The organism is Brevundimonas vesicularis NBRC 12165, assembly GCF_001592205.1.
Taxonomy (GTDB): Bacteria; Pseudomonadota; Alphaproteobacteria; order Caulobacterales; family Caulobacteraceae; genus Brevundimonas; species Brevundimonas vesicularis.
Genome location: NZ_BCWM01000006.1, coordinates 47,183 through 59,415, shown reverse-complemented (window position 1 = coordinate 59,415; position 12,233 = coordinate 47,183). Strand labels below are relative to the sequence as shown.

General features: G+C 65.5%; 13 protein-coding genes. 4 read left to right on the top strand and 9 right to left on the bottom strand.

The features are described 5' to 3' along the window. The 3 genes from BVE01S_RS06170 to BVE01S_RS06160 form a co-directional block, all read right to left on the bottom strand. A complete protein-coding gene (locus BVE01S_RS06170) occupies nucleotides 1-2,955 on the bottom strand; it encodes a TonB-dependent receptor (RefSeq protein ID WP_169802113.1) in 2,955 nt (984 codons plus the stop codon). Nucleotides 2,956-3,047: 92 nt separating this feature from the next. Further along, nucleotides 3,048-4,025, bottom strand: a complete 978-nt coding sequence (locus tag BVE01S_RS06165) for a FecR family protein (protein WP_066625545.1) — start codon at nucleotides 4,023-4,025, stop codon at nucleotides 3,048-3,050. A gap of 9 nt (nucleotides 4,026-4,034) precedes the next feature. After that, the gene (locus tag BVE01S_RS06160; RefSeq protein WP_026108284.1) at nucleotides 4,035-4,523 is read right to left on the bottom strand and encodes an RNA polymerase sigma factor; all 489 of its coding nucleotides are present in this window, start codon (nucleotides 4,521-4,523) and stop codon (nucleotides 4,035-4,037) included. Between the two features lie 375 nt (nucleotides 4,524-4,898). Between BVE01S_RS06160 and BVE01S_RS06155 the strand changes: the two genes are divergently transcribed. The 4 genes from BVE01S_RS06155 to copD all read left to right on the top strand — a co-directional run bounded on the left by BVE01S_RS06155 (nucleotide 4,899) and on the right by copD (nucleotide 7,413). Beyond that, the gene (locus tag BVE01S_RS06155; protein ID WP_205618608.1) at nucleotides 4,899-5,108 is read left to right on the top strand and encodes a response regulator transcription factor; all 210 of its coding nucleotides are present in this window, start codon (nucleotides 4,899-4,901) and stop codon (nucleotides 5,106-5,108) included. 438 nt (nucleotides 5,109-5,546) lie between these two features. Continuing rightward, complete coding sequence (locus tag BVE01S_RS06150; protein ID WP_066625542.1) at nucleotides 5,547-6,008, top strand: DUF305 domain-containing protein; 462 nt, start codon at nucleotides 5,547-5,549, stop codon at nucleotides 6,006-6,008. A 114-nt stretch (nucleotides 6,009-6,122) separates the two neighbouring features. Further along, complete coding sequence (gene copC, locus BVE01S_RS06145) at nucleotides 6,123-6,485, top strand: copper homeostasis periplasmic binding protein CopC (RefSeq protein WP_066625539.1); 363 nt, start codon at nucleotides 6,123-6,125, stop codon at nucleotides 6,483-6,485. A 4-nt stretch (nucleotides 6,486-6,489) separates the two neighbouring features. Further along, a complete protein-coding gene (gene copD / locus BVE01S_RS06140; RefSeq protein WP_066625536.1) occupies nucleotides 6,490-7,413 on the top strand; it encodes a copper homeostasis membrane protein CopD in 924 nt (307 codons plus the stop codon). A gap of 15 nt (nucleotides 7,414-7,428) precedes the next feature. Here copD and BVE01S_RS06135 read toward each other — a convergent pair whose 3' ends face one another. The 6 genes from BVE01S_RS06135 to BVE01S_RS06110 form a co-directional block, all read right to left on the bottom strand. Beyond that, nucleotides 7,429-8,568 (bottom strand): acyltransferase family protein, encoded by a 1,140-nt coding sequence (locus tag BVE01S_RS06135; RefSeq protein WP_066625534.1) that lies wholly within the window; start codon nucleotides 8,566-8,568, stop codon nucleotides 7,429-7,431. 54 nt (nucleotides 8,569-8,622) lie between these two features. Beyond that, nucleotides 8,623-9,345, bottom strand: coding sequence for a PepSY domain-containing protein (locus BVE01S_RS06130; RefSeq protein WP_066625532.1), 723 nt, complete (start codon nucleotides 9,343-9,345; stop codon nucleotides 8,623-8,625). Between the two features lie 8 nt (nucleotides 9,346-9,353). Further along, a complete protein-coding gene (locus BVE01S_RS06125; protein ID WP_066625810.1) occupies nucleotides 9,354-9,830 on the bottom strand; it encodes a DUF411 domain-containing protein in 477 nt (158 codons plus the stop codon). A gap of 84 nt (nucleotides 9,831-9,914) precedes the next feature. Next, a complete protein-coding gene (locus BVE01S_RS06120; RefSeq protein ID WP_066625530.1) occupies nucleotides 9,915-10,406 on the bottom strand; it encodes a YybH family protein in 492 nt (163 codons plus the stop codon). Then, a complete protein-coding gene (locus BVE01S_RS06115; protein ID WP_066625527.1) occupies nucleotides 10,406-11,566 on the bottom strand; it encodes an acyltransferase family protein in 1,161 nt (386 codons plus the stop codon). Before BVE01S_RS06115 ends, BVE01S_RS06120 begins: the two co-directional genes overlap by 1 nt. After that, entirely contained in the window at nucleotides 11,541-12,155 is a 615-nt protein-coding gene (locus tag BVE01S_RS06110) for a DUF2231 domain-containing protein (protein WP_066625516.1), read from the bottom strand. Before BVE01S_RS06110 ends, BVE01S_RS06115 begins: the two co-directional genes overlap by 26 nt. Between the last annotated feature and the right edge of the window lie 78 nt (nucleotides 12,156-12,233).

Here is a 12,233-nt window from a genome sequence, read left to right as displayed (position 1 = left end):
TCACCAGCGCTTGACGAGCTGGAGGGAGACCTGGCGTCCGAGCGCATTGGTATTGGCGCCGTCGAAACCGAGACCGTTGGGGGAGTCGTAGAAGGGCGGCGCCGCATTGGAGAGGTTCAGCACATTGAGGCTGAGCGAAAGATCTTCCCCCCAACCCGCCGCGAAATCGTATCGCACCTGACCGTCGAAGGTGGTCCAGTCGTCGATCCCGCGATTGGTCAACGGGTCGGTGCCGCCGCTGACATAATTCGCGGCCAGTCCCAGAGTGATCGGACCGCGGATCCACTGCGTTCCGGCACGCCCCCGCCATCTGGCCGGGAAGTTCGGATCCCCGAGCAGGTGCTCGGTGGGGGAGGCCGCGGTGATCTGCCGATTATTGGTCAGCAGATGGGTGATGGTCGTGTCGATCATCGCCTGACCGGCGGCGAGATCGAACTGGTAGCGCGCGGACAAGTCCAGTCCCTCGACTTCGACGCTCGCCGCATTGACGAAACGATTGTCCACGATGACGCCGTAGGAGGTCGCCGGGAAGACCGTCGGATTGAAGTTGCCGGGGTGGTCCAGAAGCGACTGGACCAGGGCTCGGTCATCCGCAGACGTGGTCGGGGTGACATAGCGAACGAAGGGGGCCAGCGCCGGGTCGTTCAGCGCGTTGACGAGGTTCTGAAGAACCGGATTGCCGATGCGGTCGTTGAACTGCGTGCGGAACCAGCTGCCTTCGAGGCGGAGACCGTCGTAGGCGGCCGGCGTCCAGACGAAGCCCGCTGTGATCGACTCCGCGGTTTCCGGTCTGAGGTCGGGGTTTCCACCGTACTGGATGAGGGTCAGGACGTTGCCGCCGCCGCGGTTCAGGAACGACGGGCCGATCTGATAGGTGCTCTGCAACTCCCTGAGGGATGGCGCGCGAAAAGACGTCCCCCAGGAAGCTCGCAACACCAGATCGGGCGTTGGGCCGTAGAGCACGCCGAGCTTGGGATTGCTCGTCCTCCCCACACCCTCGTGGTCTTCCACTCTCCCCGCCAGCGACAGTTCCAGCCGTTCCAGGCCGGGGCGGGCGTTGGTCGGGCCGAAAATCGGAACGCGGACTTCGGCGAAAGCGGAGGAAACGTCTCGTTCGAATGAGATCGGGGCGGTCACGCGCGGAGCGGTTCCGGACAGAAAACTCTCGCCACCCGACTCGAACCGCTCGGCGCGGAAGTCCAGGCCGAACGCAGCCTGCAGCGGACCACCGGGCAACTCGAAGACCGTCCCATCCGTCTTGATGTTGAAGGACGACACCGTGCTGACGTAGTCGGTATCGGTGTAGCCCGAGCCGATGTGCGCCAGGATCGTCGCGGAGTTCGCGGCCGGGCCGCCAAACGGGTTGAAGAATCCGTCCGTCGCTGTCCTGAAAGTCGTGGTCGGTAGATCCGCTCTTGCGCCCAGTGCTTCCTGCAGGAAGGTTGTCTGCACACGATTGGACAGACGGCGGTCGGTGATCTCCTGTGCGCCGCTGGCGTAGGCGGAGACATTCCAGCCGAGGAGTCCGCCCGATACACCGATCGCACCGCCGACGCTCTCGGTGCTCCCTTCGGACACGCCCGGTCCCAGATCGTTGACCCACGAGTAGGCGATGTCATGGGAGGTCGAGCCGTTCGGCGACACGAAGTAGGGATTGGCGGCGGTGACGGTGAAGGTCCCCGCGTCCGCGCTGGTCTTCAGGAAGAAGTCTCGCTCGGTGTATCGGACATCGCCGTCCAGGCTGAACCCGGCCGGGAGGTTCTGCCTCGCCGCCAGAAAGACGCTCTGACGCTTCTGATCCGGCAGGAACCACTGACCTTCGAGTTGATTCGTCCTGTTGATCCGCCCGGCCAGGAAGTCGCCGGGCGCGAGACCAATGCCATTCTGGCCGGAAGGAATCGCGAAGAGCGGAATGTAGGTCGCGGTGGCGGCGTCGAGGCGGACGATGTTTCCGGGTGAAGCCGTGAGGAGCCGGCGATCGGTTCCTCCAAACCGGCGCAGGTCGGCGTCTGCGGTAGCGTCGCGGTCTGCCCCCTGGAGCTCGCTGCGATCGTGATACTCGTAGGCGGCGACGATGCTGCCGCTTCCCCAGCTTAGACCTCCAGCATGGGAGAAGAGGAACTCCTCGGCGCCGCCGTCGCTCGTTCCGCCGACGCGGGCCCGGGTCTCTGCGCCTTCGAAGCGGGATCTGAGGATGATGTTGACCACGCCGCCGACCGCGTCCGCGCCATAGAGGGCCGAGGCGCCGTCGAGCAGGACATCGGCCCGCGAAATGGCGCTGGACGGGATGTTGGAGATGTCCGCGAAGTCCCCGGCGCTGCCCGTTCCGGCGACCCGTCGCCCGTTGACCAGCACCAGAGTCGCGTCGGCCCCGAGGCCACGGAGATTGACGCCGGTCGCGGATCCGATGTTGCGCCCAGAGCGGTCGGCCCCGGTATTGGCCGAGCCTTCGTAGGCTGAGCCGGTGAAATTCTGCGGCATAGCGGCCAATGTTTCAGCGACGGTCGCCCGGCCTTGTCGCGCGACGTCGGCCTGAGTGATGACGGTCACGGGGGACGGGCTGTCGGCTCCGCGCAGATAGGTGCCGGTGACCACGACCTCGTCGAGCTCAACCGCCTCGACCCCGGACGCTTCGGCGCGGGCCGAGGGATCGACGAGGACGAACACGGTCGGGCGGCTCTGGCGATAGGTCAGTCCGGAATCGCGAAGGAGCAGCGTGAGCGCCGCCTCTGACGTCAGGTCGCCGTTGACGGCGGGCGACTGCCGCCCCGCCACGAGTGCGCTGGGATAGAGAATCTGCAGCCCGCTCTGGCGAGCGAACTCAGGAAGGCTGCGATCCAGCGGGCCAGCCGCGATCTCGAAGCGGCGCGCGACATCGCTCGACTGTGCGATGACCGGCGTGGCGACGCCCATCATCAGTGCGGCAAGCGCGGTCGACGTGAATCCTTGGCCCATGACCATCCCCCGTTTTTCTACCCGCGGATGTGCGGGACGGGGAGGAGACGTTGGGTCGCGGGGTTTCCTCTAAGTCGGGTACGGATAAATTTTCAGGCGGGTCCGCTGAGGACGATGCGGCCATCCTCGGCCCTGGTGGCCTGGAGGGCGTAAAGGTCGCTCAGTGCGGCCACGAAGCCGTCGATGTCGCCGGCGTTGAAGACACCGCTGACCTGCACCGAGGAAATCCGGCTGTCGCGGAGCTCTATCGGCTCGCGGCTGTAGCGGTTCACCTCCGCCACAGCCTCGGCGATGGGCGTGTTCTCGAACGTCAGCCGCCCGCTGGTCCAGCTCGTGGAGGCCGGGACATTGGCCGTGGCGATCGTCGGGCGGGGCGCCGAGGTCGTGACCTCCTGACCGGGCGACAAGGCCCAGCGGCCGTCCGCCGCGGCCTCTCGTCTGACGTCGACCCGACCCTCGACGAGAATGACGCGGGCGCCCGCCCCCGATCGGCGCACGTCGAACCGGGTGCCGATCGCCGTCACCCGGGTGTCGCCGGCGGCCACGATGAAGGGTCGAGCCGGATCGCCTTCGACGTCGAACATCGCCTGGCCGTTGTTGAGCGTCACCGAGCGACGCCCTCCGGTAAACCGCACCGCGACCTCGGAGCCGGTGTCCAGGATGATGCGCGATCCGTCTTCAAGCTGGATCGTGCGTTGCTCGCCGACCGCGGTCGCGTAGCGCGTCGGCTGCTGCGACATCCACAGGACGCCGCCCGCGCCCAGCGCCAGGGTCAGCGCGCCGACGACCCCGATCGGGATCAGACGGCCCGTCGCCAGCCTCGGCTTCCGGACGGGCTTGGCCGCCGTTGCAGCCTCCCGCGTCAGGTTGGCCATATCGGGATTTTTCGCCAGGGTCCCGGCAGCCTCCCACATCGCCTCGACACGGCTGAAGGCGCGCGCGTTCTCAGGATCGCGACGCCAGTCGCTGAAACCTCTCACATCCGCAGTCGTGACCGTGCGCTGGTTGAGCCGCGCGAACCAGTCAGCCGCTTCCTTCCGTCTCGTGTCGACGTCACCCTCGATCGTCATCCGTCTTGCCTAAAGGTCCAGCCGAGACGCGCAGTACTCGATCGCCCTGGCCATTCGCCATTGCACCGTCTGCACACTGATCTCGAGCGTCCGGGCGATCTCTGGATAAGTCATACCGCCAAAGCGGTTGAGAACGAAGACGTTCCGGTAGAGCGGCGGCATCGAATGGATGACCTGCGATAGAAGAAGCTCGTCGAACTGGGTCGCGGCCTCGCCTTGCGGAGGCGCTTCGGCCTCGTTCTGCTGCGGCTGGCGCGACTGCCGTCGGCGCTCGTCCCGCAGAAGGTTCATGGCGATCCGCAGAAGGAAGGCCTTCGGATGCCGGATGTCCGCCAGGGCGTAGGGCGCGGCGCGGATGTAGGTCTCCTGAACCACGTCAGCGGCGTCGTCCGGCCCAATGCGCGACCGCAGCCGACGGCTCAGCCAGGGGGCGTATTGCCGGTACAGGCGGTTCAGGCCGTCCCGTCCATCCACGCCGAGCTGTTTCGCCTCTGTCACCACGCCTCTCCGGCCTCTTCACGAGAGGTCTGGAATCCCGGCGCGGCCGCGCGACCGGGCGCACGCGCGCGAGCGCATGCCTCCGGAGCCGTCGGCAACCGACATCCGCGCGCGGCGCGGGGTCGTCGATGATCAGATGTCGCACAGGGGATTCCAGGCCCCACCAGCGCGGACGCCGGCAGGCGAACCATGAATCAAAGGCGGCGGGCGCGCAAGTCGGCTGGGTGCGCGGGAGCTGGCGCCTTCGTTCCGCAAGATTATTGCGGGCGGCCCGCAATTCACTGTCGTTGCCTGAAATGGGGATTCCCGCCCAACGTGCGCGAAACACGTCAAGGAGCAGCCATGGACTGTGCATCCCCGTCAGAACCTCGACCGATGACGCCCCTGAGCGCGCGCGAGACCGAATGCCTGCTCTGGGTCAGCCGCGGCAAGAGCTCCGTCGATATCGGGCAGATCGTCGGCCTCTCGCACAGGACCGTGGACAGTTACCTCGAGAAGACCTGCGCCAAGCTCAGGGTGCGGACCCGGATCGAAGCGGTTGCGGTCGCGGTACGTGCCGGCATCATCGATCCGGACAGCGACTGAACGCCGCACGAGGGGGCCGCGGAGGGAAGGGGGCGGGCCTGGAACTTCTGTACGGAAGCCGGGCGTTTCAGCCCTGATCGCCGCCGACGCAAAGCGTCCCCCGGCTCAGGATCAGCGTCTATCCGTTCCGGGACCCGCCAGCATGAAACCTACGGCTAGGCTTCCCGGAGAGTCTACCCGGACATTAAATTCGTCTCCTATGGCGGTGTCATTTTGCAGGTTGCCTGCATGAATGTTCGCGCCGTTGGAAAATAAACCAGCCTGGCGGCGAGTGCGGCGTCGCCCCCGCGCGTATGACTTTTGATGGCCGGCAAGCCAAATGACCGGTTCGCGTCGTCCGGTGGACGCCGCCTTCCGCATCATGTCGCGACCAATGTCGCGGACGCTCGCGCGAGTGTCTGGTGAGACTGAGCCTCGCGACAGCAGAAGGAGGACATCATGCAAGAGCATCAGCAAGGAAAGAACCTCTACAAGAGTTTCTTTATCGAGATCGGCATCGACTTCGTCATCATGTTTCTGGTGATGTATACGATGATCGCCTCGCTCGATCATTTCTATCTCAACCTTAACAACGTCTACATGACCCTGATGATGGTCGCGCCCATGGGCCTGCTCATGTTGGGCTTCATGCGCGGCATGTACCCCTCGGGCAAGGTCAATCTCGCCATCGCCGCGGGCGCGGTCGTAATCTTCCTGTTCGCGTTCTGGGGCATGCGGACACAGGCTTTCGTGGGCGATCACGAGTTCCTTCGATCGATGATCCCGCATCACTCCGGCGCCGTTCTGATGTGCGAGCAGGCCAAGCTCAGTGATCCACGGATCGTCTCCCTGTGCGACGACATCGTCAGGTCGCAACGAGAGGAGATCGCTCAAATGAAAGCGCTCCTGGCGGAGACCTGACTGGGATTCAGCGACGCGGGCGTTCGGGCGGTATAGAAGTCGCCGACTTGTTGAGGGGTATGTCCGCCGTCCGCGTATCAGGTGTAGGGGCGTCGAGTTCCAAAGGAGTTACAGTTGACCCGCTTCAAGATTGCAACCTTCGCGGCTTCCATCGCCGCGCTCTCTCTGTTCGCCAGTCAGGCCGATGCGCATGCGCGTCTCGTGTCGGCGACTCCGGCGGCCGGGTCGACGGTGAGCGCTCCGCGCACCATCACCCTGACCTTCAGCGAACGCATGGTGCCGGCCTTCTCGGGCTTCGACGTGGTCAATGCGGCCGGCGCGACGATCCCGGTGCGGACGCAAGTCTCCGACGATGGCAAGACGGTGTCCGGCGCCCCTGCGCGTGCGCTGCCCGCCGGGGCTTACACCGTCAACTGGCGGGTCGCCTCGCCCGACGGTCACCGCATGACGGGAACCACCAACTTCGTCGTTCGGTGATCCCATGGAAACAACGGTCATCCTGCTGAGGTTGGGGCAGTATATCGGCGCTACCCTCCTGTTTGGCGTCCCCCTTTTCTTCGCGTTCAGGATGCCCCTGTCGAACGCGGCCATCGAAAGATGGCCGCGAACGACACTCGCGATCGCTGGCGCCCTTACGAGCGTCGCCGCCCTGGCCGCCCTGGTCGTTCAGACCGCGGTCATGGCCGGCTCGGTCAGCGAGGCCTTGAAACCCGAATCCCTGTCCTACGTCGCACTTGGCACCGGCCTCGGCATCGCCTTCCTTGTTCGTGCGGCCGGAGCCGCCTTGGCCGCTGTGCTGGTGGTGATCCTGAAGCCTTCGCGCGCGGCCTGGGCGAGCCTGATGATCCTCGGCGGCGTCGTGACTGCGAGCCTCGCCTGGACCGGTCACGGCGGCGCCACCGAAGGCGCCGGGCGCTGGCCGCATCTCGTTGCTGACGTCGTGCACGCACTCGCCGCCGGCCTATGGCTAGGCAGCCTCGCCGCCCTGACCCTGATGCTCCGCCCCCGACACGGCCATGCCGCCGGAGCGCCCTTGACCCACGCCGCGCTTGAGGGGTTTTCAGGTTTGGGCACCCTTGCCGTCGCGCTGCTCACGGCGACCGGCCTGATCAATAGCTGGTTCCTCATCGGTATTGACGGGCTTCCAGGGCTTGTGACGACGCCCTACGGCTGGCTCCTTCTGTTCAAGCTCGCGGTGTTTGGCCTGATGCTGTTGCTGGCGGCTTCGAACCGGTTCGTTTTGACCCCCAACCTCGGAGCCAGCCTCGATGACGACTGGGCGCGCCCACATGCGCTCCAGCGGCTTCGCAGGAGCCTGGTCCTCGAGAGCGGCCTCGCGCTCGCCCTCCTGTTCGCCGTGGCGATCATGGGCACCCAGGCGCCGCCGGCCGCCATGGTGATGTAAGAGGGCCCCCCCGCCTCAGAGCGCTGGTGCGGGGGGCTCGCTCTTCTGATCCGGAAGGCCGCCTCTACGGCTTTCGGTCCGGTTGACCCAGGCTTGTGTCGGCCGGTCGAACCCATACCGGAACATCGCTGCGGCGATGAATGCGGCTGCCAATCCGGCGGCCCAGGCGGCCCAACGAGCCGCCGGACTCCATCCAGACCAGCCGGCGGCGTCAAGAACGCCGAACCAGGCGATCCTCACCACTTCGTTCGTCAGAAAGATCGAGAAGGCCATCAGCGCCAGATGCTCGACCACCCGCGACTTCCGCCGGACGGGCAGGGCCCCGGCGGCGAAGATCAGCAGGGTAAGCAGGCCCAGCGTGGGCAGGCTATAGCGCCCCCACGCCTGCAGCAGGATCAGACCAATGAGCGCCAGACCCGTCAGCGCCACGGCCAACCGCGGAGAGCAGTAGACCTGACGGGCGAAAAGGGCGACGGCTACGCCGAGAACGAAGAGCGGAAACGCCCGAACGAAACCCAGACGCAACGGCATTTCGTAGACGGGCAGGCCAAAGAGCGCATGGGTGGTGAGATTCGCCAGCAGCAGACCGCCGATGCCCGCCGCGAGGATCAAGCACGGAGAATGGTCTTTGGCCACGCGCGCCAAGAAAGGCAGGGCGAGATAACAGCCCAGAAGCGCCGAAAGCGTCCAGGTCGGAGCGTTCCAGCCTTCGCCCCCCGGAACGCCGTAGGCCTGCACGAGGAAAAACTGGGCGGGCCATGAGGACCAGTCGAACCATTCCGGATGGCTGGGCGCTTGCCCGGCCAAGGCAGCGGCGAGGACGAGCGCGGCCAAGCCGAGACTCACGGCCATGTGCGCGGGCACGACTCGCAGGAAGCGCTGCTTGTAAAAGGCGGGCAGCGGGATGCGGTGCTGCGCGAGCCTGTCGGCGTAAACCCGCGCGAGGACATAGCCGGAATCGATGATGAAGAAGTCCGTCAGCAAATAGCCGCGATCAAAAACCGGATGAAGATCAGGCAAGGGCAGCGGCGCGACGTTGCGGAAGTGGTAGAGGACGATCATCGCACCGACGATGAAGCGTAGGGCATCCAGCCAACCGCCCCGGCCGATCGGGGGCGGGCGCAGTACGGTCGTCGGCGGCGTGGACGCGGTCATCGGATCATCTTGAGGATGAGGCGTGCGGAAAACGGGGTTGATCGACGCGGTGCCTCAGCGCGGATCGCGTCGGCGAGCGCGCCAGAGGGTGAAATCTCTCGCCAGTCTGATCCAGAGCAGGATGAAACCGGTGATGACGATAGTGAAGGTCAGGAAGGTGACGATGATGATCAGCGGATGGTTGAAGTTTTCGCCCTTCTCCAGGTCCATGATGTGAAGGCGCCAGAAGAAGTCGTAGACGCGCCAGACATTGGATCGACGTGTAACCACTTCGCCCGTCTGGGGCGACAGATAGAAGGTGGTCCGCTCCATGTCGTCGAAATCCACGCGCCAGATCGGGCCCTCGCGACCCGTTTCCTGGGGCGCTATAGCAAGCAACGTCGCGCCGGTGGCCGCGCCCTGCCCCCTGTAGGCTTCGGTTGCGATCCTGCGAGCGACGTCCGGCGTCATCGTGGGAAACGCTTCACCGGTGCGTGCCGACACCGTCAGCGCAGCGCCCTGGACAGGGCTCAGCATCCACGCCGGTCCGCGGGGCGTCTCTCGCAACTCGGCCTTTGACAGGGTCAGGCTGCGCGCGTTTGCGATCTCCGCGACCGGGCGGACCTGTGCGAGATCCAGCGCTGTCGGCGGACGCTCGCGCACATGATGTTCGCTGCGCACCGTCTCGATCGGAATGGCGGTCATCACCAGTCCGCCCGCGACCCAGAACAAAACCTGGATGCCGACAGCGAGAGCCACCCATTTGTGCAACTGGGTCGAGATACGGAGCGTCTTCATCTTGACCTTCAGGCGTTGTGGCTAGCGAAAACACGCGTCTCGCCGGATCTGAGGACCAGAAGGGTGTCGTAGGCGTCCCGATCTCCGGCGTCGGTTTCCATCCCCGGCGAGCCTAGCGGCATTCCCGGAACGGTGATGCCGACGGCGTCGGGGCGTTCGGTAAGGAGGCGACGCACATCCTCCGCCGGTACATGGCCCTCGATGAAATATCCGTCGATCAGGCCGGAGTGACATGACGCCAGCGCCTCCGGCATCCCGTGACTGCTGCGCAAGCCACGGAGATCAGGAAGGACGTTGATTGTCGTACGAATTCCGGCCCGATGAAGGTGTTCCACCCAAGCGTCGCAACACGCGCAGGTCGGCGTTTTGTAGACCGTCATCACACTGGGGTCGCGAAGCCGGGCGCAGGCCATAGTCGGGAGGGCGGCGACCAGAATGACAGAGCCAAGAAACCCGCGACGGGCAAAGATCGTGGAATGAGACATGATGTGACTTTCTGAAACGGTTAACGGGGCGGACCGCAAGCGGTCCGCCACCTCGCCGATTAGCAAGGGGGGCTATGCCCGGCGTCAGCCACCCGCACGCGGTGTGCGCGAGGAGGAGTGATAGGTGATGATGCGCCATTCGCCGCGTCGCCGTTCCAGCACGCTGGTTGCGACGCCGCGTCGTTCGATGGCGGCACGGCTCGAATCCTTGAAGGAGATCCGGTAACTGTAGGTTTCCGTAGCGTAGGCGATATCGCCGACCGTCCGGAGATCGACGTCATAGTTGCTGAAGCTGAACGCCGAGAAGGCCTCCAACTCAGGCCCGAGATGGTGCGACAGATAGTTGGTGTAGGAACCTTCCACACCGCCCTGCTCGAGCACCTGTCCCTCGGGCCAGAAGAAGGCGGCGCCCGCCCGGCCGTCGAGCGCCTCGATGGCGGCACGATAGCCTTGCAACGCCTGGGCCGGCTCGGCGGCCGCGCGCGACACCGTCGCTGCGGCGGGTTCGTCATGGGCGAACGCCGCACCGGCCGGAGCCGTCAGGGCGAAGGCCAAGATCATGAAGGCGCGCGTCATCAGAATGGTTCTCCTTGGTCGCTGTTGAGGCTTCGACGGGTCTCGCCGGGCGAAGCGAGGGCTTTGCGGTCCAGCCATCGACGGATCACGGATCGGCCGGGTCGCTCGACCAGCACATGGATGAGAGCGGCTGCGGCGAGCGTGGTCAGGAGCAGGACCGCGAGCTCAGGAAGGCCCATGCGGTACGAGCCATCCAGCCCTGTCAGAGCCTGGATCGCGTTGCGCCAGACCATCAGGATCGGGATGTGCGCGAGATAGAGCGCATAGGAGGCCTCGCCGGCGAAAAGCCAAGCCGGTCGGTCGAGGAAGATCCTGACGCCCGACTTTGCGAGCAGGGCGAGCGACAGAAGGAAGGGGCCGGCCAGAGCCACGATCACCCGGTCGTCCAATGGGATCTGCATCGCGACCAACAGCAGTAGGGTCATGGCGATGCAGACCGTGATCGCGGTTCGGGCCGAGAGGCGGACGCGTTGCCCGAGATAGTAAAGGCCGATCCCGTAGAGGAATTCAGGGATGATCCTCAGGATGCCGAGATTGTCTTCGGCGCGGGGCAGGACGACACCGTAGGCGCGACCGTAGAGGAAGTCGATGACACCGAAGCTGACGATCGCCAGACCGACCAGCACAAGCGGCCGTTCACGCAGGCGCAACGCAATCCAGGCGTAGGCCGGGAAGACCAGATAGGCGAACCATTCGGCGGACAGGGACCAGGCCGGGCCGTTCCACAGGGTCATCGACTGACGCGGAAGCCAAGCCTGGGTCAGTAACAGGGTCTGGATGAAATCCGGCGCGTTGAAACGGCCCGGTTCCAATCCGACGCCGACCAAGTTCGCGCCGCCGACGAGCGCCAGCATCCCAAGAAGGATGAAGATATGAGCCGGATAGATGCGGGCAAAGCGCGCCACGATGAAGCGGCGAAAGGACGGCGGTTGATCTCCCTGCAGGTAGACATGCGTCAGAATGAAGCCGGAGAGGATGAAAAAGACGTCGACCCCGAGACGGGCGCGGTTAAGCAGACCTGAGGCTTCGGGCGGCAGGGTCCAGGCCAGTTGGTAGTGGAACAGCACGACGCCGAGAGCGAGAAAGAACCGCACACTGGTCAGCGGCGCCAGAACGTCGGGGAAAGGATGGCGCCTAGAAGCGGAGATGGTCGACGCCATGGCTCAGCACTCCCCCCAGAAAGCCGTTGAGCAGGACGGCGGCGATGATCGAGACCAGAAGCACGGCGTAGACCGGTCTCGCCCAGGCGGGCCGGTTGGTTTGAATGGTGCGTTCTTTGACCCACCAGGCCAGGAGGCCGGCGATTGCGATGCCGGTCCCGATCCAGCGATGAAGTGTGTGAGTGAGATCCTCCCCAGGGCCGGGCAGTCCCATCGCGAGCCAACCGAGCGACGCCGCGCCGATCGCCGACACCGACGCCAGACCTATGAGCACCCGCGTGCCGTCCGCCAGCCATGCCCGGCGCCGCGACAAGGCGGCTGCCTCGAGCACGCCGGTGGCGAGGAACAGGGCAATCGGGAAGTGAATCGCCGCCGGATGCCAGCGACCGAGCCAGCTGACGACGCGCTGAGGAATGGGTTTGGGCGGGCCGTCCATCTCCATGCCGTGATCCATGCCCGCCATTCCGGCGGGTCCGGCCGCCGCCGCGACGGCGGAGGAGGGCGCATGGTCCTCGTGAGCGCTGACGGGCGTGGCGGCCTCGAACAGGGCGCCCAAGATCAGAACGATCGCGATCCAACGCCCCGTCATCGTTCGCCCCTCCCGCCAAATGCCTGCTATTGGAGTGTTACGCGCGGACGAGATGCGCCCCTCGCCGGTTTGTGTCGA